This window comes from Pseudoalteromonas sp. PSi26, assembly GCF_054960575.1.
This window is the reverse complement of record NZ_JBHNYT010000001.1, coordinates 369,503-391,556: the sequence shown is the minus strand read 5'-3', so window position 1 is coordinate 391,556 and position 22,054 is coordinate 369,503. Positions and strand designations below refer to the sequence as shown.

The 22,054-nt window shown below is 39.6% G+C and carries 18 protein-coding genes and 9 tRNA genes; 23 read left to right on the top strand and 4 right to left on the bottom strand.

The window, feature by feature from the left end; genetic code table 11:
- Positions 1 to 91: 91 nt before the first annotated feature.
- Positions 92 to 715, bottom strand: a complete 624-nt coding sequence (locus ACFI34_RS01795; RefSeq protein ID WP_462672183.1) for an arylesterase — start codon at positions 713 to 715, stop codon at positions 92 to 94.
- On the opposite strand from ACFI34_RS01795, the gene ACFI34_RS01790 reads away from it, so the two are divergent.
- The 21 genes from ACFI34_RS01790 (at position 716) to ACFI34_RS01690 (ending at position 14,578) form a co-directional block, all read left to right on the top strand.
- Complete coding sequence (locus tag ACFI34_RS01790; protein ID WP_248520297.1) at positions 716 to 1,429, top strand: ABC transporter ATP-binding protein; 714 nt, start codon at positions 716 to 718, stop codon at positions 1,427 to 1,429. It begins immediately after the preceding gene.
- Positions 1,419 to 3,920, top strand: a complete 2,502-nt coding sequence (locus ACFI34_RS01785; RefSeq protein ID WP_462672182.1) for an ABC transporter permease — start codon at positions 1,419 to 1,421, stop codon at positions 3,918 to 3,920. The genes ACFI34_RS01790 and ACFI34_RS01785 overlap by 11 nt, the downstream gene beginning before the upstream one ends.
- Positions 3,921 to 4,050: 130 nt before the next feature.
- A complete protein-coding gene (gene ruvC, locus ACFI34_RS01780; RefSeq protein WP_008131991.1) occupies positions 4,051 to 4,575 on the top strand; it encodes a crossover junction endodeoxyribonuclease RuvC in 525 nt (174 codons plus the stop codon).
- Between the two features lie 2 nt (positions 4,576 to 4,577).
- On the top strand, positions 4,578 to 5,195 hold the full coding sequence (gene ruvA, locus ACFI34_RS01775) for a Holliday junction branch migration protein RuvA (RefSeq protein ID WP_462672181.1): 618 nt from the start codon (positions 4,578 to 4,580) through the stop codon (positions 5,193 to 5,195).
- Between the two features lie 7 nt (positions 5,196 to 5,202).
- Positions 5,203 to 6,210, top strand: a complete 1,008-nt coding sequence (gene ruvB / locus ACFI34_RS01770) for a Holliday junction branch migration DNA helicase RuvB (protein ID WP_462672180.1) — start codon at positions 5,203 to 5,205, stop codon at positions 6,208 to 6,210.
- A gap of 977 nt (positions 6,211 to 7,187) precedes the next feature.
- Complete coding sequence (tolQ, locus tag ACFI34_RS01765; RefSeq protein ID WP_008131987.1) at positions 7,188 to 7,892, top strand: protein TolQ; 705 nt, start codon at positions 7,188 to 7,190, stop codon at positions 7,890 to 7,892.
- The gene (gene tolR, locus ACFI34_RS01760) at positions 7,879 to 8,307 is read left to right on the top strand and encodes a protein TolR (RefSeq protein ID WP_006794474.1); all 429 of its coding nucleotides are present in this window, start codon (positions 7,879 to 7,881) and stop codon (positions 8,305 to 8,307) included. Before tolQ ends, tolR begins: the two co-directional genes overlap by 14 nt.
- A gap of 4 nt (positions 8,308 to 8,311) precedes the next feature.
- Entirely contained in the window at positions 8,312 to 9,238 is a 927-nt protein-coding gene (gene tolA / locus ACFI34_RS01755; protein ID WP_462672179.1) for a cell envelope integrity protein TolA, read from the top strand.
- 9 nt (positions 9,239 to 9,247) lie between these two features.
- Complete coding sequence (gene tolB / locus ACFI34_RS01750) at positions 9,248 to 10,606, top strand: Tol-Pal system beta propeller repeat protein TolB (RefSeq protein WP_462672178.1); 1,359 nt, start codon at positions 9,248 to 9,250, stop codon at positions 10,604 to 10,606.
- Positions 10,607 to 10,640: 34 nt separating this feature from the next.
- Positions 10,641 to 11,183 (top strand): peptidoglycan-associated lipoprotein Pal, encoded by a 543-nt coding sequence (gene pal / locus ACFI34_RS01745; RefSeq protein WP_008131978.1) that lies wholly within the window; start codon positions 10,641 to 10,643, stop codon positions 11,181 to 11,183.
- Positions 11,184 to 11,196: 13 nt separating this feature from the next.
- Positions 11,197 to 11,946 (top strand): tol-pal system protein YbgF, encoded by a 750-nt coding sequence (gene ybgF, locus ACFI34_RS01740; protein ID WP_462672177.1) that lies wholly within the window; start codon positions 11,197 to 11,199, stop codon positions 11,944 to 11,946.
- A 171-nt stretch (positions 11,947 to 12,117) separates the two neighbouring features.
- Positions 12,118 to 12,193 (top strand) — tRNA-Lys (locus ACFI34_RS01735).
- Between the two features lie 59 nt (positions 12,194 to 12,252).
- Positions 12,253 to 12,328, top strand: a tRNA-Lys gene (locus ACFI34_RS01730).
- 48 nt (positions 12,329 to 12,376) lie between these two features.
- Positions 12,377 to 12,452, top strand: a tRNA-Lys gene (locus ACFI34_RS01725).
- A gap of 60 nt (positions 12,453 to 12,512) precedes the next feature.
- Positions 12,513 to 12,588, top strand: a tRNA-Lys gene (locus tag ACFI34_RS01720).
- Between the two features lie 64 nt (positions 12,589 to 12,652).
- Positions 12,653 to 12,728: transfer RNA gene (locus tag ACFI34_RS01715), tRNA-Lys, on the top strand.
- Between the two features lie 59 nt (positions 12,729 to 12,787).
- A tRNA-Lys gene (locus ACFI34_RS01710) sits at positions 12,788 to 12,863 on the top strand.
- 40 nt (positions 12,864 to 12,903) lie between these two features.
- A tRNA-Lys gene (locus ACFI34_RS01705) sits at positions 12,904 to 12,979 on the top strand.
- Positions 12,980 to 13,058: 79 nt separating this feature from the next.
- Positions 13,059 to 13,134, top strand: a tRNA-Lys gene (locus tag ACFI34_RS01700).
- 129 nt (positions 13,135 to 13,263) lie between these two features.
- Entirely contained in the window at positions 13,264 to 14,304 is a 1,041-nt protein-coding gene (gene nadA, locus ACFI34_RS01695; RefSeq protein WP_462672176.1) for a quinolinate synthase NadA, read from the top strand.
- Positions 14,305 to 14,488: 184 nt separating this feature from the next.
- Positions 14,489 to 14,578 (top strand) — tRNA-Ser (locus ACFI34_RS01690).
- 41 nt (positions 14,579 to 14,619) lie between these two features.
- Here the strand turns inward: ACFI34_RS01690 and ACFI34_RS01685 are convergent.
- Both ACFI34_RS01685 and ACFI34_RS01680 read right to left on the bottom strand, forming a co-directional pair.
- The gene (locus tag ACFI34_RS01685) at positions 14,620 to 16,275 is read right to left on the bottom strand and encodes a GGDEF domain-containing protein (protein ID WP_462672175.1); all 1,656 of its coding nucleotides are present in this window, start codon (positions 16,273 to 16,275) and stop codon (positions 14,620 to 14,622) included.
- Positions 16,276 to 16,342: 67 nt separating this feature from the next.
- The gene (locus tag ACFI34_RS01680; protein WP_462672174.1) at positions 16,343 to 19,012 is read right to left on the bottom strand and encodes a CHASE domain-containing protein; all 2,670 of its coding nucleotides are present in this window, start codon (positions 19,010 to 19,012) and stop codon (positions 16,343 to 16,345) included.
- 291 nt (positions 19,013 to 19,303) lie between these two features.
- Here ACFI34_RS01680 and ACFI34_RS01675 point away from each other — a divergent pair, with 291 nt between their 5' ends.
- Positions 19,304 to 20,173 (top strand): alpha/beta fold hydrolase, encoded by an 870-nt coding sequence (locus tag ACFI34_RS01675; RefSeq protein WP_462672173.1) that lies wholly within the window; start codon positions 19,304 to 19,306, stop codon positions 20,171 to 20,173.
- Between the two features lie 56 nt (positions 20,174 to 20,229).
- Here ACFI34_RS01675 and ACFI34_RS01670 read toward each other — a convergent pair whose 3' ends face one another.
- Entirely contained in the window at positions 20,230 to 20,619 is a 390-nt protein-coding gene (locus ACFI34_RS01670; protein WP_462672172.1) for a DUF2750 domain-containing protein, read from the bottom strand.
- Between the two features lie 214 nt (positions 20,620 to 20,833).
- Between ACFI34_RS01670 and ACFI34_RS01665 the strand changes: the two genes are divergently transcribed.
- Positions 20,834 to 21,877, top strand: a complete 1,044-nt coding sequence (locus ACFI34_RS01665) for an alkene reductase (RefSeq protein ID WP_462672171.1) — start codon at positions 20,834 to 20,836, stop codon at positions 21,875 to 21,877.
- Positions 21,878 to 22,054 lie beyond the last annotated feature (177 nt).

Below are 22,054 nucleotides of genomic sequence, written 5' to 3'. Positions count from 1 at the left end.
TGTATTTTTTTAAAAATCAATAAGCGATTGTTTGTTTGGATGTTTATTAGGCAAGTGAGCTAAAAAGCCCACTTAAGCTAGATTATTTTATTTAGTCTTTATTCAACCAAGTTTTGATCGAGTCGTACATCTCATCACGTATCAACGGCTGTGCTTCTTTGTTAGGGTGTAACCCATCGTTTTGCATTAGCTCTGGTTTATCAGCGATATTGAGCATAAAAAAGTTTAATAAATGCGTATCAGTCTCTTCGCTAATTTGGCTAAAACTATCAGTAAACATTTTGCTGTAGCGAGGGCCGTAGTTAGGTGGAATGTAAATTTCCATTAGCGCGGTCATTGCATTAGCTGCTTGGCTTTTTTGTATCAGCGCGGTCAAATTAGCTTGCATTTTTTTTACCGGAAAGCCGCGAAGACCGTCATTTGCACCAAGCTCTATAAGCACGTGTGTTGGCTGGTATTGGGTAAGTAATGCATCTAAACGGCGCAGTGCACCGCCAGACGTTTCGCCACTAATGCTGGCGTTTACAAGTGCAATGTCGGCTTGCTCGTCATTGTACTTATCTTGTAACAATTTTACCCAGCCTTGCTCTTGTTGTAGGCCATAGGCTGCGCTTAAACTGTCACCAAGTATTAAAATCGTGTTGTCGGCTGCTGCACTCAGCGGTTTGATAACTAAAAATAAAATGAATACTAAACGAAGGATTGAATGAGTCATATGTCAGCGCTTTCTCAATTAAATATAATTCAAGTTAATGGTTTGTCTAAAATAGTAACTACCTTTGAAGGTGAGTTGCCCATCCTCAGCGACATCAGCTTTAATGTCAAGCACGGTGAGTCTGTTGCTATTGTTGGCACGTCGGGATCAGGTAAGTCTACTTTGTTGAGTCTATTAGCGGGCTTGGATACAGCGAGTAATGGCGAAATATTTTTAGACGGTGAGCCGCTTCATGATTTAGATGAAGAAGCGCGTGCAGCACTTCGTGCCGCTAAAATTGGTTTTGTATTTCAGTCTTTCATGTTGGTGCAAAGCTTAACCGCTCTTGAGAACGTAATGTTGCCTGCAGAATTAGCGGGAAAAAGTGATGCTAAGGAGCAGGCACTTGCTTTGCTTGAAAAAGTAGGCCTAAGCCACCGAACGGATCATTACCCATCTCAGCTCTCGGGTGGTGAGCAACAGCGTGTTGCTATTGCCCGCGCTTTTATTGGCACACCCAAAATTTTATTTGCCGATGAGCCTTCAGCTAACTTAGACAGTAAGAACGGCAAAATGATTGAGTCGCTGCTGTTCGACTTAAATTCTCAACATGGTACAACGCTAATTTTGGTGACGCACGATGAAGGACTCGCTCAAAAATGTGAGCATATTATTCAGATAGAAGCGGGCTTACTTGTAAAAAGTGAAGCAGAGGACGTTGCAAATGTGGGCTAAATTAGCGCTTAAATTATTTGCGCGAGAATTTCGAAGAGGTGAGCTAACGGTAATTAGTGCAGCTATTGCTTTAGCGGTATTAACTGTACTTACCTTGTCTATGGTGACAGATCGAATAGCACAAAGTATTGCACAAAAAAGCAGTGCGTTTATTGCTGCCGACCGAGTATTGGCTAGCAGCCATGCCATTGACACCGCTTTTATTGAGCAAGCTAAAAGTCAAAACTTACAAACCGCGCAAATGGTGTACTTCGACACCATGTTGTTTGCTAATGATGAAATGCAATTTAGCTCGGTAAAAGCAGCGTCAGACGCATACCCGTTAAAAGGGCAGCTAAAAGTAAAAAATACATTGCTGGGTGAAACGGTTATTGCAAACGGCGGCCCAAACCCAGGCAATGTATGGCTCAGTGAGTCTGTTTTTTACTCGCTGAATATTGATATTGGCTCACAAGTTGAGCTAGGTGCTGCGTTATTTAATGTTGAAAAAGTGATCGTTGAGGAGCCTGATGCGCCATTTAACGTATTCTCAAGTAGCCGTCGTGTATTAATAAATATTGCAGATGTGCCAAAAACAGAGGTTGTTCAGCCTGGGAGCCGTGTTTTTTACCGTCAGCTCTATGCCGGTAGTGAAGACGACATAAACAGCTTTTATGACTGGTTAAAACCACAAATGAAAGAAAACCAACAGTGGTACGGTGTTAAAGACCGTCAATCACCAATTTCAAACAGTTTAAACCGGGCAGAGAGTTTTTTATTGTTAGCGGGTTTACTCGGTATTATTTTGGCTGCAGTAGCGATTGCTGTATCAGCCAAACGATACTGCGAGCGCCAATATGACCCTGTTGCGATGATGAAAACACTGGGCGGCAGTCGTTCAATGATCCGCAAAATTTACATGCTTCACTTATTGCTTGTATGTGCAATGGCTGTAAGTATAGGTTTATTGATTGGTTACGGCTTGCAAGAAATAGCCACCGGATACTTATCAAAAAGTATGGGAAGTGAATTGCCCATGGGTGGATTTAAGCCTTGGCTTGTAGCAATTAGTACGGGTGTAATTTGTGCCGTAATGTTTTCTATTAAACCGTTGTTTGATTTGTTCGATATTCCGCCGCTTAGGGTACTGCGTCGTAATTTAGGTGACAAACTAGCGGTGAGCCGCGTGCACTTGGGTATGAGTGCATTGACCGTGTTTTTGTTAATGTGGTTATTTAGTAACAATATAAAAATAACGCTAATATTATTTATAACCACACTAACTTTAATTGGCGTGTTGTTTTTAATATCTAAACTTATATTTGGTGGTGGCCGAAAACTGGGTTTAAAACCAGGTAATAGCTGGTCATTGGCTATTGCGTCGATTCAAAAGCGTGCCAATGTAAATGCAGTTCAACTTATTAGTTTTTCGCTCGCCATTAAGTTGCTTTTGTTTTTAGTTGTGCTTAAAAATGACATGATTGCTGATTGGCAGTCGCAATTACCAAGCGATGCGCCAAATGCATTTTTAGTTAATATTACGCAAAACGACCTTGAACCAATCAATAACTACCTTGCTGAGAAAGACATTTTAGTGTCTGACTTCTACCCAACGATTCGAGGGCGTGTTAACGCGGTAAATGGTGAGTTGGTTGCACGCGAAGTATCTCTTCAAGACAATGAGAAAAAAGACGAAGAAGCGCGTTCGGGTATTGGCCGTGAGCTAAACTTAACGTGGCTTAAAGATGTACCGGCTCAAAACGAGATAATTCAAGGCGAGTGGTTTGGTGAAAACGCAGTGGCCGAGGCATCAGTTGAAGAGTCAATGTTAGAGCGCCTTGACGTTGAAATTGGCGACACACTTACCTTTTTAATTGGCGCGCAGTCGTTCGATGCTAAAATTACCAGCGTTCGTACAGTTAACTGGGCAACGCTTAAACCCAACTTCTTTATTATACTCAGCCCAGATGTACTTAAAGACTTTCCGGCGACTTATATTTCGTCGGTTAGGATAGAACGTGAGCAAAAGCGCGACTTTAGCCAACTGTTGCGCACCTATCCAACCATTACTGCAATCGATGTAGACAACTTTGTAAAGCAAATACAAACCACAATATCGCAAGTTTCACTCGCAATTGGTTTTGTACTTGCCATTGTTGTTTTATGTGGTGCATTAGTTCTCATTTCGCAAGTGCAAGCGAGCTTAGGTGAACGCATGCAAGAAATTGTAATTCTGCGAACATTAGGTGCTAAAAGCCGTTTAATTAAAAATGCGACCTTGTACGAGTTTTTATTATTGGGTGGATTAGCCGGTTTAGTTGCTGCATTTTTTAGCGACTTAGCGCTTTTGATTGTGCAGCAACAAATGTTTGAACTTATGGGCAAGCTTCATCCACATATATGGATTATAGGCCCGCTTGCGGGTGGTTTATTTGTAGCCGGGTTGGGTTATTTAATGATTGCCCGTACCCTTAAACAAAACACCCAAGGGCTAGTACGCGCTTTAGGGTAAAACTAGTTTTTATTGCGTTTAAAATGCTCGCTATGTATGCGAGCATTTTTGTTTTTGCTTGGTACTGGTATTTTATACAGTGCTCTGGCATTATTAGCCTAATTTACAATAAAAACAAAGAGAATGTTACTTGGCCATTATTTTAGGGATCGACCCAGGATCGCGCTTGACTGGTTACGGTGTAGTTGCTCACCAAGGTGCTAAATTTACTTATTTAGGCAGTGGCTGTATAAAATTAGCCGATCATCCTTTCCCGGTCCGCCTTAAAATGATTTACCAGGGCATCACTCAGCTTGTTGAGCAGTTTTCGCCTGAAACGTTTGCTATAGAAAAAGTATTTATGGCTCATAATCCCGATTCTGCATTAAAACTTGGCCAAGCGCGTGGTGCTGCCATTGTTGGTGCTGCAATGGCTGATTTGCCAGTGTTTGAGTATTCGGCAAGGCAAATTAAACAAGCTGTAGTAGGTAACGGTGGTGCAGACAAAAGCCAAGTACAGCATATGGTAAAAAATATTCTAAAATTACCAGGTACACCTCAAGCCGATGCAGCAGATGCATTAGCAATAGCAATTTGCCATGCTCATTCAGAACAAAATTTAATTAAACTAGCGGGCAGCGCAAGCAAAACCGTTAGAGGACGCTTAAGGAAATAACAATGATAGGCCGTTTAAATGGTATTTTAGTTGAAAAACACCCCCCCGAAATTTTACTTGAAGTAAGCGGCGTGGGTTATGAAGTACAAATGCCAATGACCTGTTTTTACGACTTACCAAAAGTAGGTGAAAACACGATTGTTTATACTCATTTTGTAGTGCGTGAAGATGCGCAGTTACTGTTTGGTTTTAATAATAAAACAGAGCGCGCATTATTTAGAGAGCTTTTAAAAGCTAATGGGGTAGGGCCAAAGCTCGGGCTCGCTATTTTATCGGGAATGTCGGCGCAACAGTTTGTTAGCTGCGTGAATAATGAAGATGCCACATCGCTGGTTAAATTACCGGGTGTGGGTAAAAAAACCGCTGAGCGTTTAGTGCTTGAAATGAAAGACCGTTTAAAAGATTGGGGTAATGATTTATTTACACCATTTAGCGATAGTGCAGTGATAGAGCCTCACAGCGATGCATTAGTTGCTAATAATGCAGCCGATGATGCTGTATCGGCACTTGTTGCATTAGGGTATAAATTGCCACAGGCACAAAAAGCAGTAAAATCGGTGAGTAAACCGGATATGTCTACTGAGGTTCTTATAAAAGAATCTTTAAAATCGATGTTGTGAGTAACCCATGATTGAAGCGGATCGCTTAATTGACGCGACTGAAAAAACAAACGAAGACTCGATTGACCGAGCAATTAGGCCAAAACTGTTGGCTGATTACCGAGGTCAACCGCATGTTAAGCAGCAAATGGAAATATTTATTGAAGCTGCACGCAGCCGCGATGAAGCGCTTGATCATTTATTAATATTTGGTCCGCCAGGTTTAGGAAAAACCACATTGGCAAATATTGTAGCAAACGAATTAAACGTAAATATTAAAACCACCTCAGGGCCTGTACTTGAAAAAGCGGGTGATTTAGCGGCACTTCTTACAAACCTTGAAGAAGGTGATGTACTGTTTATCGACGAGATACACAGGTTAAGCCCACAGGTTGAAGAAATACTTTACCCTGCAATGGAAGACTATCAGCTTGACATAATGATAGGTGAAGGCCCAGCTGCACGTTCTATTAAACTGGATTTGCCGCCATTTACGTTAATAGGCGCTACAACGCGTGCAGGCTCACTCACATCGCCACTACGTGACCGCTTTGGCATAGTGCAGCGCTTAGAATTTTATTCGGTAGAAGATTTATCACACATTGTTGGCCGTTCAGCCCATTATCTTGATTTAGAAATGTGCGACGATGGTGCTAGTGAAATAGCTAAACGGTCACGGGGTACTCCGCGTATTGCTAACCGTTTATTGCGCCGTGTGCGAGATTATACTCAGGTTAAATCTGACGGCACTGTAAATGCAAACGTTGCGCAGCAAGCACTCGACATGATTGATGTAGATAAAAGCGGTTTTGATTATATGGATCGTAAATACTTACTAGCCATCATTGAAAAATTCATGGGTGGTCCAGTAGGGCTCGATAATTTAGCCGCTGCCATTGGTGAAGAGCGTGAAACAATAGAAGATGTTATTGAGCCGTTTTTAATTCAACAAGGGTTTATTCAGCGAACGCCGCGCGGCCGTATTGTGTCTGACAATGCGTATCATCATTTTGGCTTGTTACCTAAAAAAGACTAACTTTAAACACCTTTCCTAAACCCTTGCTAAAAATTACCTTTAGCAAGGGTACTCTCTTTTATAACGCATTTTATCTACTAAAAGTCATTTGCTGCCTTACCATTAACTAGCCTGAATTCTGGTTAACCAACAATTCACAGAGCGTTAAGGCGTATGTCGCTATTGTGCCTTTCATAAAATTCAACTTAGTCAGTGCTGACTATGGCTGGCTAGGTTTAGTGCTAAATTTCTGCCTCAATAAACAATATTAAATGAATCTGTATATTTTGGTCTAGGCCAAATTTCAGGTAAAAAAAAGCCCGCAAATAATGCGGGCTAACAACAAGTTAAAGGAAGTAATCTGGGGGAACCATGTTTTACACTGTTAGGTTTTATCCAAATAGAGTAAAACAATGTAATACGACTTAAAATCATATTACTAAGAACAGGACATAATGAAACAGTTTCATTTAATGCGCTAGCTCGGTATAGGAGAATAATACGGAATATCTAAAAATTGTTCAAACTAGAAAATTTGTTTTTTCGGATTAAAAAAACTAATGTTTTTAGTTTTTTTGTAGTTTGTAATTTGTTTGTTAAATAACCATATATATTATAAGTTAATGAAAAATATTGCTTAAGTATATTTTTATATGATTGTTCGGCATTAGTTTTAGTATTCTGGAAGGTAACGTTAACGTGGTTTTGCGTGTTTATGCATTGATTTTGAATAAATGCCGTGTTTTATGATGTTTATTTATATAATTACGCAGCTAAATCTGAGTTTTTATTTTATTTGAATAAATATTTATACAACTAGGCATAAAAAATAAACAACATAGTCGATTTTTAACGTTTTTTGTTGGCTATTCATAGCAATATCGTTGTTAGTTTGAAATGGACTCGATACACTAGTTGCAACTAAATGACCTTAGTTGCGGTCATAATTGCACAAATCATTACAATTGACGTATTTTGATACTATTTAGGAGTTTAATGTGGGATCAGGGCTTAATTTTTTGGATCTAATTTTAGAAGCCAGTTTGCTTGTACAATTAGTAATGTTAGGGCTAGTTGCCATGTCGGTTATGTCGTGGGCTATTATTTTTCAACGTAAAAAAGCAATCTCTGATGCGCTTTCAAATGCTAAAAAGTTTGAGCAAAAGTTTTGGTCAGGCATTGATTTAAGTAAGCTCTATAACGAAATTTCATCTCGTAGTGCTCAATCTCATGGTATTGAGGCGTTATTTACAGCAGGCTTTAAAGAATTTGCGCGACATAAAAAAAATACATTTCAAGGCGCAAGCATAGTAATGGAAGGTACGCATCGCTCGATGCGTGTAGCGCTGTCACGTGAAATCGAAAAAATTGAAAAAAGTCTATCGTTTCTGGCAACGGTTGGTTCTATAAGTCCTTACATCGGTTTATTTGGCACTGTGTGGGGTATTATGAATGCCTTTATTGCTTTGGGCGAAGTGAAACAAGCCACATTACAAATGGTTGCTCCGGGCATAGCAGAGGCTCTAATTGCTACGGCAATGGGCTTATTTGCTGCAATTCCTGCTGTAATTGCTTATAACCGTTTTTCAAACAGTGTTGAAAAGCTTGAGTCTCATTACATCAACTTTATGGAAGAGTTTGCTAATATTTTACACCGTCAAGCAGCTACACAAATAGAGGCACAAGCGAATGTACCATCGTAAAAAGCGCCGCCCTGTAGCAGAAATTAATGTAGTACCTTATATCGATGTAATGTTGGTACTGCTGATTATTTTCATGGCGACTGCGCCACTAATCACTCACGGTGTAAAAGTAGATTTACCAAAAATGGAAGAATCTGATTTAGTTGATACAAAAGATACACCACCAATTATTGCGTCCATTGATGCTGAGGGTAAATATTACGTCAGTGTAGGTACCGACCCAGAGGAACCAATGGAAGCACTCGATGTAGCCGCCGTGATTAAATTGCAGTTAATGAAAAATCCAGATGTACCTGTAATGATTAAAGGTTCTGGTAAAGTTTCTTATCAAGAAGTGTTATTGCTAATGGATTTTTTGAAAAACGCAGGTGTGCCGTCAGTGGGATTAATGACAGAATCCTTTGAGGGGAATTAACTGGATGAGTAGTGCATTAGTAAAATCGGTGGTATTGCATCTAGGTTTGGGCGGATTGCTTTATGCGTCAGCTAACATTCATGCACCAACCCCTAAAGTAATGGAAGTGACGTTAAACACGGCCATACCTGAATCCGAAAAAGCGGTTTCGGCGGTAACAGTTGACCAAAAAATGGTTGAGCAAAAAATTGCTGAGCTACAAAAAAAAGAAAAAGATAAAAAGCGTGCTGAAGATAAGCGTATACGTGATTTAGAACGCAGGGCTGCAGATGCTCGCAAACAACGTGAATCTGAGGCTCGAAACATCAAAAAACTTGAGCGTGAACGCAAAGCCAAAGAGAAAGAAAAAGCGCAAGCTGAAGCTCAAGCAAAAAAGGCGCGTGAGATAGAGCAAAAAGAGCGTGCCAAAGCTAAGCAAGCAGAAAAGCAAAAACAAGAGGCTGAAAAGGCAGCAAAAGCCGCGGCAGATAAACGTAAGCTTGAAGAAGAAGCGTTAAAAAAAGCAGAAGCTGAACGTATTAAGCGTGAGCAAGAAGCTAAAGAGCGTGCGGCCGAAGCTGAACGTAAGCGTCAACAAGCGTTACAAGAACAAATATTACAAGAACAACTTGCTAAAGAGCAGGCTGCACGTAGTAAAATACGCCAGCAACAAGTCGCGAGTGAAGTTGACAAATACCGTGCTTTGATTATGGCGCGCATCCAACAAAACTTGTTAATTGATGAAAAAATGAAAAACCAACAATGTCGAGTGAATATCCGTCTTGGCTTTAATGGTTTAGTTACGCAAGTTCAGTCTTTAGGTGGTGATAAGCTAGTGTGTGAAGCAGCCCTCAGGGCGGTTCGTATGGCCGACACATTACCAGTGTCTAAAGACAGAGACGTGTTTGATCAGCTGAAAAATATTAACCTAACAATCAAGCCAGAATTTTAAAGGAATGATATGTTCAATAAATTAAAAGTAGCCTGTGTAGTATTGCTACTAGGGATTCAAGGCATTGCAAATGCTGCACTTGAGATAGTAATTACCGAAGGTGTAGACGGTGCAAGGCCTATTGCTATTGTGCCGTTTAAATACACCGGAATAGGTCCTATCCCACAAAAAATAAGTGATGTGATTGCAGCTGATTTAGTCCGAAGTGGTAAGTTTAAGCCGGTTGATGTTGCGCAAATGCCACAACAACCAAGCGAGGACCAAGCAATTGATTACGCTGCATGGGTCAATAAAGGGGTTGAAGCTGTTTTAGTTGGGCAGGTTGAACAGCAAACCGATGGCCGATACTTAGTCCGCTATGAATTAGTGGATGTAATTCGTGGTCAAATCACGGGCGGTAATACGCAAATGATGTCTAATGGGCAATTAGTAAAGAGCCAAGACCACATTTTAGAAGCTAGAGAAAGCGTTATTTCAGAAAGTGGCTTTCGCCGCTATTCACACCGCATTAGTGATGTGATTTATGAAAAACTAACAGGCGAAAAAGGTGCATTTTTAACTAAAATTGCCTACGTGATTGTACGTGACGAAGACGATAAACCGTATCAACTCGTTGTTGCCGATTACGATGGATTTAACGAACAAGTACTTTTACGCTCCAAAGAGCCGTTAATGTCGCCCGCGTGGTCACCAGATGGTACCAAGCTTGCTTATGTAACGTTTGAAAATCGTCAAAGCCAAATATATATCCAAGACTTATATACAGGCAAGCGAGAAGTGGTAGCCAGCTATCGTGGGATTAACGGTGCGCCGCAGTTTTCACCTGATGGTAAAGAGCTTCTATTGGTCCTTTCAAAAGATAAAACAGGTGCAACAGAAATTTATTTACTAAACCTGGCAACGCGTAAAGAAACACGCCTAACAAACCACCGAAGCATAGATACTGAACCATCTTGGTACCCAAATGGGCAAGATATAGTGTTTACCTCGGAAAGGGGTGGTAATGCTCAGATTTATAAGTTAAATTTAAAAACTGGCAGATCAAAGCGCCTAACGTTTGATGGCGATATGAATCTTGCAGGGTCAGTTACGCCTGACAGTAAAGAATTAGTGATGGTTAATCGTACGAACGGTAAGTACCATCTTGCTAAAAAAGAGCTAGCTTCTGGCGCGTTTCAAGTATTAACGCGAACTCGCTTAGATGAATCACCGAGTATAGCGCCAAACGGCTCGATGATAATATACAGCACGCTCCATAATAACAAACAGGTACTGGCGTTAGTATCGATGGACGGCCGCTTTAAAGCACGATTACCTGTGCTAGACGGACAAGTAAAGGCACCAGCTTGGTCGCCATATTTACAGTAATGTTACTGGTTTACTCAAAATAGGAATCTAATCAATGCAACTTAATAAAATACTTAAAGGCCTGCTAATTGCTGTGCCAGTAATGACATTAGCAGCTTGTAGCTCGTCTTCAGATATCGATGAAGGTGCTGCAAACCAATCTAATCAACCTGCTGTTGAGCAAACAACTAGCAACGATACAGTTGAAGTAGCAACAATTTCTCCTGAAGAACGTGCTGAAGAACAACTTCGTCAAAAATACGAAGCACTTCGTCAAGAGCAAGTAATCTACTTTGATTTTGATAAAGCGACAATTGAAAGCAAATATGCTGATTTACTTCGCGCACATGCTGACTTTTTAGTTAAAAATCCATCGGTTAAAGTATTAATTGAAGGCCATGCAGATGAGCGTGGCACGCCAGAGTACAATATTGCACTAGGTGAAAACCGTGGTCAGTCAGTTGAAAAGTACCTGCTAAGTTTAGGCGTATCAGCTAGCCAAATGTCAGTAGTGAGCTACGGTGAAGAAAAACCAATGGTTAAGTCTCGCACTGAATCAGCTTTCGCTAAAAACCGCCGTGCGGTATTAGTTTACTAAGATAAGAGATATTATGAAGCCGAAAATTATTTTGGCAGCAATGATATTGAGCGGGAGCACCCAGTTATGGGCTGCTCCCGCTCCTGTTTCAGAAGCTGCGGGTTCACAGTCAAGTATTGAGAAGCGCTTAGCGTCGTTAGAAAGTATGATGCAATCGCGTAATTTCTTGCAAGCGGAGTTACAACAGCAACTTAACTTACTTCAAGATGAAGTAAGTCAAATTCGTGGTGTGACTGAAGAGCAAAGCTATAAACTGGAAAAAGTACTTCAGCGTCAGCGTGAGCTTTATCAAGAGATTGAAAACCGTGTTAGTCAGGCGTATTCACAGCCTGCAGCAGTGCCTGCAACCGACTATGCACAACCTAATGACTCACAAGCATATAGCAGTGATTTATCTGAGAATGAGGCTTACGAGCGTGCTGTTGCGCTTATAATGAAAGATAAACGCTACGACCAGGCTATTCCAGAGTTTCAAACGTTCTTAAAAACATATCCAGAATCTGTGTATGCGTCAAACGCACACTATTGGTTAGGTCAATTATTAACAATTAAAAATGATGGAGTTAAAGCGGTTGATCACTTTAGAGTGGTTGTAAACGAATATCCAAATTCAAACAAACGCCCAGACGCCATGTTAAAATTAGGCACGCTTTTAAAAGAGCAAGGACTGACAGACGAATCGTTAAAAATACTTAACGAACTTGTTACGCAGTACCCAAGTACAACGGCTGCAAAATTAGCCACAGATCGCCTGTCAAATTAATTGAATCAGCTTGATTAGACTGCTTTTTGTCATAAGCGGTCTAAAATTGGTCAACTAGGCATAAAAACTTAAAAAAAGAGACAATTTCGGTTGCACTCATTTTATAAATAAGTATTATAAGCGCCCGCAGCAAACGAATGGTTACCCCACTCAAAATGTTGCAAAAAGAGCGGGTCATTAGCTCAGTTGGTAGAGCAGTTGACTTTTAATCAATTGGTCGATGGTTCGAATCCATCATGACCCACCATTTTAAAATGGTCTTTTATCGGCGGATTTACGTAGTATTCAAAGTTGTAAAATTAGAGCGGGTCATTAGCTCAGTTGGTAGAGCAGTTGACTTTTAATCAATTGGTCGATGGTTCGAATCCATCATGACCCACCATTTTTATAATGGTCTACAACAACTTTAATACAGCAGTTATACCAGAGCGGGTCATTAGCTCAGTTGGTAGAGCAGTTGACTTTTAATCAATTGGTCGATGGTTCGAATCCATCATGACCCACCACTTTTAAAGTGTCTGGATCGGCGGATTTACGCATTTATATTATTGAATAAGTTTATGAGCGGGTCATTAGCTCAGTTGGTAGAGCAGTTGACTTTTAATCAATTGGTCGATGGTTCGAATCCATCATGACCCACCACTTATTTTTAAGTGGTCACTTGTTAAAGCATTAATTAAACTCAATAATTTAAAAAATATAGAATGGGTCATTAGCTCAGTTGGTAGAGCAGTTGACTTTTAATCAATTGGTCGATGGTTCGAATCCATCATGACCCACCATTCTATAACACTCTAATCGGCGGATTCACGCAAGTAAGCTTTTAAGTTTATATTTGAGCGGGTCATTAGCTCAGTTGGTAGAGCAGTTGACTTTTAATCAATTGGTCGATGGTTCGAATCCATCATGACCCACCATTTTCATGAAAATATATATTTATTAGTTAACACCAAGAGCGGGTCATTAGCTCAGTTGGTAGAGCAGTTGACTTTTAATCAATTGGTCGATGGTTCGAATCCATCATGACCCACCATTTTTGCTTTGTAAGTAAAAACTGGAACATCGGCGGATCTACGCAAACACTATTTTTTTAGTACGTACAATATTAGAGCGGGTCATTAGCTCAGTTGGTAGAGCAGTTGACTTTTAATCAATTGGTCGATGGTTCGAATCCATCATGACCCACCATCTGCTACATTCTTTTTTAAAATCCCATTCTGTTTTTTATAAACAAGCTTAAGCAGTTTGCTGTTATTTATGTTTTTAATCTCGTATAATTCGCCGTAATTTATACACTGTAAATAAGTGGTCGAGAACATGAGTTTAGCGCAAACTATTATGCCTGAAGGCTATATTTTCCCTCCAAAGCCAGCACCGTTAACAAACGACGAGCAAGGCGAATACAAAGCACGTATTAAGCAATTACTTAAAGATAAAAACGCGGTACTCGTAGCGCATTATTATACTGATCCTGAAATCCAAGCCCTTGCTGAAGAAACTGGCGGTTGCGTTGCCGACTCTTTAGAAATGGCACGCTTTGGTGCTAGACACGACGCTGATATGATCATCGTTGCAGGCGTTCGTTTTATGGGTGAAACTGCTAAAATTTTAACGCCAAACAAAACGGTTGTTATGCCAACACTTGAAGCAACATGCTCGCTAGACATCGGTTGTCCGATTGATGAGTTCTCAGCATTTTGCGACCAGCACCCTGATCGTAAAGTGGTGGTGTATGCAAACACCTCTACAGCGGTTAAAGCCCGTGCAGATTGGATTGTAACCTCATCGTGCGCGCTTGAAATTGTTGAGCACTTAGACGAGCAAGGCGAAAAAATTATTTGGGGCCCAGACAAGCACCTAGGCAGCTACATTCAAAAAAATACCGGCGCTAATATGATCATGTGGAATGGCGCATGTATTGTTCACGACGAGTTTAAAACTAAAGCATTGAAAGAGTTTAAGGCACTGCACCCAGATGCTGGCGTTTTAGTTCACCCAGAGTCACCTGCAGAAATAGTCGCACTTGCTGATGCGGTTGGATCTACAAGTCAGCTGATTAAAGCAGCGCAAACAATGCCGAATAAAAAGTTTATTGTAGCGACTGATCGCGGTATTTTTTATAAAATGCAGCAGCTATGCCCAGAGAAAGAGTTCTTTGCCGCCCCTACGGCTGGTGAAGGCGCTTCTTGTAAAAGTTGTGCACATTGCCCGTGGATGGCAATGAATGGCTTAAAAGCGATTGAGGAGGCTTTAATTGACCCTCAAGGTAAAGAGGTATTTGTAGATATGGGCTTGCGTGAAGGTGCACTTAAGTCACTTAACCGCATGCTAGACTTTACGGCGAGTATGGCTAAATAGTTTTTAGCAAATGTAAAGTAACTAGACTGATAATAAAACGGCTAAGCCTTATGGTTTAGCCGTTTTTTATTGAAAAAGTAAATAACTGCACGATTAATAGCCATTCAACAGTACATATTTAAAAAGGCCTTGCACCTGCGTAACCTATTTCATACTATTACGCGCTGTTGCTAGGCAACACCGTGGAGGAATGGCTGAGTGGCTGAAGGCGCACGCCTGGAAAGTGTGTTTAGGTTAATCCCTAACGAGGGTTCGAATCCCTCTTCCTCCACCATCATTCAATATCAGGACGCCTTTAGGCGTCCTTTTTTTGTACTATGTTTGCTGAGTGGTATTGTGGTTAGTAGGCGCATTATTTTTACGTGCATGTTTTGCCGCATACATTCTTTCATCAGCTAAAGTAAAACATGCTTTATAATCTGTGCACTCACTGCTGCTGGCAATGCCAAAGCTTAAACCAGATTGCGGCCACTTTTGCTGTAGCTGAATATGTACTTTATTGAGTGCCTTAGCCGTGTTGCTTTCGATTACAGCAAGGTTTTCTAGTGAGTCGGCATTACATAAACAGATAAATTCATCCCCACCAGTTCTATAAACATCCCCTAAGTTAGCCAATCCTTTTTTAATCAACTTAGTAACGTTAATAAGTAACTCATCGCCGCTGGCATGACCTAATTGATCGTTTATTGTTTTCATACCATCGCAGTCAATAAATACTATTAAGTAATAATGACCTATGGAATTTAGCTTTTCTTGTAGTAATAAACGATTGCCTACTTTTGTGAGTGGGTCAATACGGGATTGCTCAAGGGCATTAATATAATCGTTCTGCTTTATTTTCAGCCATTCGGATAATGAAAGTAATATACAAATACAATCAATAGCGAGGGCAACAAGCACCCAAATTTCAGCTGAAGCCGTTACGAATAAATTAAGGTGAGATAAAATAAAGACAACAAGTGATAGGCTGTAAACAATATTACCGGTTAAAAAGTACTTTGCTCTAAAATCGTTTAAGCTCAACATTTTAAAGCCGAGCACTAACGTTAGTACCACCCATATTGCTGCTAACGTGTGTGCTAAATAAAATACCCAATGAAAGGGTAGTACTAGGTTTATAAAACCACTAATAAAAGCGACATATGAAAAATACTTTAAAAATTGGCTTATTCGTGTTTTTTCAACCGTGTGAAAATTAAATAAGTAATAGGCAAAGGCGCTGGCTGAAGATATCGCAAACGAAAAAATATACATACCAAGATAATGTGAGTTTATGCTTTTAAAGCTATAAAACACGCCAAAAACCCCAGCCGCAAACGCCCAGCCAATTCCGTGTAAGCCAATATAACCTGCACAATATAATGCAACGTTTTGACCTGTTTTTAAATAAAGAATGAATGCCATGCAGGCGAGGGTAAGCATAATGGTAATGGACATTATGCTGAGTGAATTTACAAAGAATTGTTGATAAATAAAGGTTGGCTCATCAATAATTGCTACGCTTACTGGTTTAGCATAATGGTTGGCATTTAAATAAAGCCATAGTACGCCTCGGGAGTTTGCTTTTAGGTTTAGTTGAAACGCTTGGCCATGCATTATGATTGCTGACTGAGATAAATTACCTTGTGAAAAATCAGCAATTAAACGAATTCCCTCTGAATCCTGCCAATAAGCAAATCCTTCATCGAGGTAATTTGCGTTGGGCAAAACAAACCAACGAGTAGGCGTATTAGTTGAAAGTGGTATTTTTGCAATTGCGGGCCCTCGCATTTCCGATAAAGAAACAAGCGAATTTTGTGAGCCAAGATAAGCATTAATTACTTGCTCACCGGTTTTAGGCATATTTAAGTTAACCTGTCGCCATATAGGCGAGTTCACTTCAGTGCTTTGTTGTAAATTAAGCACTTGTGCATTAGCGTGAAAAGGTAAGTATGCTAACAAGCACAAATAAACATATAAAAACCGTAGCATGTTACCTCTCATAAAAGCTTACTATTTATGACTGTCGTTTATATATTGCCAATGTAACAGTGTTTTATCAGCTATTTTTAATATGCAATGCGCTTATTAATTTTTGTTTTTCAATAGGTTTAGACACATACCCATCAAAAAGCGCTTCGTATAAGCGTTTTTGTTCAGAAAGCACATTAGCAGTCAGTGCAATTATAATTTGTGATTTATCTATTTTTTTAATAATTTTACACGCTTCAAAGCCATCCATTTTAGGCATTTGAATATCCATTAAAATTATACTAGGCAATCGTTCTTTATAAAGCTCTACGGCTTCTTGGCCATTATTAGCAATAACAATGTGCGCGCCGGTAGGCTCAAGCATGGCGCTTACAACTAATTGATTAATTTTATTATCTTCAGCAACTAAAATAACTTTATTGGTTAGATCGGGAAGCGCTAAATCATTTAGGGTTTCATTTTCCAGCGCTTTTTGTGCTTTCTCTAATGGTAAATAAACATAAAACTGGCTACCAATCCCTTCTTTGCTGGTTACTTTAATGTCGCCGCCCATAAGGTTAATGAGTGACTTAGTGATTGGCAACCCAAGCCCTGTTCCACCATATTCACGCGTTGTTGAAGACTCGGCTTGTTCAAAGCGCTCAAACAACCTGTTCACTACATTTTGCGGTATGCCAATACCTGTGTCTGAAACAATAACGCAAACTTGCTCATTCTCAGTAAGTTTAAACTCAACGGTAACGCCTCCTTTATGCGTAAACTTAATTGCGTTATATATTAAATTTAAAAAAACCTGCCTTATTCTAACAGCATCACCACGCCAGTATTTATGATTAATCGTTGATTTAAATTGTAGATAAATATTTTTTTCTTGAGCGGGTACTAATAAATCAGACTCTAAATGATGAATTAATTCATCCAGCTCAAACACCTTCTGCTCAAGAGAAAGTTTACCGGCTTCGATTTTAGAAAAATCCAATATATCGTTAATAATTGTGATTAATGAGCGAGTAGAGTAGAGAGCTTTTTTCAAGTAGTCTGTTGATTTATCATTCATCGGTTGCTCTTGCAGTAACTGCAGAGTACCTAAAATACCATTCATAGGGGTTCGTATTTCATGGCTCATATTCGCTAAAAATTCAGATTTAGTCCTAGAGCTTTGCTCTGCGAGTTCTTTTGCATAAGCAAGCGCGTGCTCGTGTTTTATTTGCTGTGTTAAATCAAACGCAATGCCTAAAAAACCTACAACTTGGGCTCTGTTATTCAACAGCGACGTAACACTTAAGCTCACTTGAATATGCTTGCCTTTAGAGTCTACATAGGTCCATTGATTAACATCGGGTTCTGTTGGAGTTGCTTTTACAATTAATGTTTCAAATCCAGGACTCACCATTTTATTAAGCTCAACACTCAGTTGTTTTGCTTTGCTTACCAGCTCTGTTTCTAAATGAAATATGCTACAGGTTTTTTTACCCACTAGATCATTCGCTTTATAGCCCAGTAACTTCTCTGCAGCGGGGTTAAACTCGGTAATTAAACCGTTTACGTCGGTAGCTATAATGGAGTAGCTAGCACTGTCTAAAATGCTGCGCTGTAACATGCTAATGTCAGCTATTTGCTGGGTTCGTAGTTTTACATCAGTCTCTAGTTTTAAATTAGCTTGTTCAAGAATATTTTTATGTGCTTGCTCGGCTTCACGTCTTAAATTTTCTTTTTGGGCTTTTCGAAAAAATTGTAACTTTATTGCAAGTAAAATTAACATAGCAATTAGCGTTAAAAAAATACCATTGACTAGTGCTTGATACTGATAAGGCAAATGCAGGTTTTCTATAAACGCATGAGAGCCATGCAAAGTTATTTGCCACTCACGGCCGATCACTTTAGTCACCGTGGATACTTTAAACTCAGTGTTATTTGTTTTATCGCCGTATGTAAAAAAGGCCACATTGGTTGCATCGTTTAGATCGCTAATGACTAAGTAGTTTTCATCAATTTCAAATAATGAGTTTAAAATATTGTCTATGAGCAAAGGCGAGTATGCCCAGCCATGCAGCGCTTCTAGCCGTTCGCCTTCAGATGCAGGCGTGATATTACTATTATAAATAGGTAATAGAATCAAAAAACCATGATGAGCTTTCTGATCTGCTTGTACTAATGTAATAGGTGCAGACAGTTGCGCATTATTTGCAAAAACTGCGCTTAATGCTGCACGTTTACGAATAGTTTCTGAGCCAATATCTAACCCTATTGCTTGTTTATTACCACTTTCAGGAAAAATATATTGGATCACAAAATGAACATTTTTGTTTTCAGATAATGTTTTAAAATTAAATAGGGTATCGGGGCGCTCGCTTTTTGCTTTAGTTATAAACGCGGGAAGTTCGTTATGGGTTACTTTTTTTATGTACCCGACGCCGTTAGCACCAGGGAACTCTTGGGCGTAATCTCTTGCGTTTGAGTAACGTTTAATTGCGTTGTAGTTTAAGTTTTCAATACCAATACCCTGTATAAACCCTTTAAGGCCAAATAACCCGTATTGATAGAACTCCATTCTGTTGTTTATGCCTACGGAGAGGTTTGTTAGCTCGTTGTTTAAAGCCGCTAATACTTTTGTATCTAATGTTTGCTGATGTTGTATCTGTTGAAAGTAGGTTAAAACAATACCTGTAGTGAGGATTACAACCTGAAGCAAAGCACTTAATAGCCCCCCTTTACTAGCTCTACGTTGCAAAGCCATTTAGCAATCCTTTTGTATGATTTTTTTTGAGATTGTATTACTGCCTAAGAGCTTTGAATATAGCATTTAATGGTTAAGTTACAAGCTAATAATTAACTAAACTCTTTGTTAAATAGCATGTTGTTTAATACTTTTATTTAGCATAGATTCCTAGTTGATACCGTATTTATACGTTTTTTTGTAATGAAAAAGGCTTTTTTTTAATCAATGCGTTAAAGCTTACTGGTGATTTTTCGAAGTTTATGGGTAATTGTGTTACAACACTTAAATACAAAAGTTCTGGTTCATAACATGTACACACTTTCACAATGGCAATTAAGCGGTCAATTTATAAATATAAACGGGCATCAAATTTTTACTAAAACGGCAGGGAATACAAATAACCCCGCGCTTGTTTTAATTCACGGTTTTCCAAGTGCAAGCTGGGATTGGGAAGGTATGTGGGATGAACTTAGTAAACACTACTTTTTAGTGACACTTGATATGCTGGGATTTGGGCTTTCGGATAAACCTTCAAAAGCAGATTATAAAATTGCAGAGCAAGCTGATTTATACACACATTTTTTACAGCGTTTAAATATAAGTAATGTACATATACTTGCCCATGACTATGGTGATACCGTTGCCCAAGAGCTACTAGCGAGGCAAGTAGTTAATCAAAGTGAAGTAGATATACACAGTGTGTGCTTTTTAAATGGCGGGTTGTTTCCTCAAGCACATAAACCGTTATTCATACAAAAGCTGTTACTTTCAAAGCTGGGCTGGATAGTCCCTAAGCTAATGAGTAAGCAAAAGTTTGCCAAAAATTTAACCTCTATATTTGGTGAAAATACGCCACCCGCACCTGTAGTTATAGACACGCTTTGGGCGCTTTTAAATCACAATAATGGTTTACGTGTTATGCCAAAGCTAATTAATTACATTACACAGCGAAAGCAAAACGAGCAGCGCTGGGTTACTGCAATTATTAATAGCGATATACCGGCTATATTTCTTGCAGGTGAGCAAGACCCAATATCAGGGAAACACATGCTCGAACAGTATGAAAAAATAATACCTAATGCCCGCACACACGGCTTTGCTGAGCTTGGGCACTACCCTCAAGTTGAAGATGCTAAGGCAATCACTCAGGCTTATTTAAATTTTAGAAAGCAGGTATAAAAAACGCGGCTATTGTAAAGCCGCGTTTATAAACTAAATAAAGTTACGCTAGTTATTTAGTATTTTTTCCTTGGTGCTTTTAGTTGTTTTTCAAATTCATCAGGAAATAAAATAGTACCGTCGTCTTCCTCTGTCGGGAATACGGCAATAAGTAAGTCGTCTTCTTCAAGGCCGGGTGTCCATCGGCTGAACCAGTCATTAGTAGGGATTGCTTTAGGTGTGCATCCTTCCCAGTCGCCCGTTGCCCATGCCTGGGCAAATTCGCGCGTTGGCCACACAGGCACACAATCGTCATCTTCGTTAGTAAGCATTACACAGCCGTCGTCGTCATTTAAAATCCATACTTGCTTGTACTGTTGTACGGTTTCAAACATAAAAGCGAGACGCTTTTTGGCACCTAGGCCTAAAATTACGTCGTGTTCTTCAGTTGCATTTGCGTGTGTCATGGTGGGCTCACTTTTGTTGCGGTCAATTTATATTTATAGCGTACAAGTATATCGAGTTATGTGACACCGTGTTGAAAACTTCACAATTATTTTTGTTATTTAGATCTGTTTTATGGGTTAGTCAGTATATTTTGAGCAAACATTCAAAATTGATCTTGAATGTTGTTAAAAAGGCCACACTTAGTATGCATACACTTAATCAAGGATTTATAAAATGAACACAGATTTACTTACACCATATCGATTAAATGACACGATTGAACTTAAAAATCGTGTATTAATGGCACCACTTACACGTTGTATGGCTGACGAAAATTTAGTGCCAACGCAAGATATGGTTGAGTATTATGCTCGCCGCGCAGACACAGGTCTTATTATTAGCGAAGCGACAATTATTCGCCCAGACGGGCAAGGTTACCCAACTACGCCAGGTTTGTTTACTAGCGAGCAAATTCAAGGTTGGAAAAAAGTGACCGACGCTGTTCATGCAAATGGTGGCAAAATGTTTGCTCAACTTTGGCATGTTGGCCGTGTAGCGCACCCTCACTTTTTTGATGGTGAGGTACTTGCCCCTTCAGCAATTGGCGTAGAAGGTTCGGTACCCCGCATGCGCGAGCTGACTTATATAACACCAAAAGCGGCAACCATTGATGATATTAAATCGTTAATTGCAGATTTTGCCAAAGCCGCCGAAAACGCAATTGAAGCCGGGTTTGATGGTGTAGAAATTCATGGCGCAAATGGTTACTTAATTGATCAATTTTTACATTATGAAGCCAATGTACGTGAAGACGAATACGGTCAAACACCGCAAAACATGGCTCGCTTTGCACTTGAGGTTACCGATGCAGTTATTGCTGCAGTAGGTAATGAGCGTACAGCATTGCGTGTAACACCTGGCGCTTACTTTAATATGAGCGAAGACAACCGTGACAAAGCGGTTTTTGACTACCTTTTACCTGAACTTGAAAAACGAAACCTTGCTTACTTGCACGGAGGTATTTTTGACGACAGCACAACATTCGAATCGCTTGAAGGCAAAACTACGTCAGAGTTCTTACGTGCGGGATACAAAGGAACACTGGTAGGTGTAGGTAGCTATAGCTTTGAGTCAGCCAAAGACGCAATTAATGAAGGTAAGTTTGATTTAATTGCCATTGGCCGCCCACTAATTGCAAACCCAGATTATATTAGCAAAGTAACTAACGGCGAAGAGTTAGTGCCTTACAGCGATGAGATGTTGGCTGAGCTTAAGTAATTTGTAGTAATTAAATGAAAAAGACACTTAATAGCCTTATTAAGTGTCTTTTTTTTTACATATTTTCGCCATTATTTTCTCATATTTGTTTAATCTTTATGTCAATAAAACAAAGCGTTATTGTCATATTTAAAAATCATACTGTGCCCGTTTTCATAATAAACCATTAATAAAATC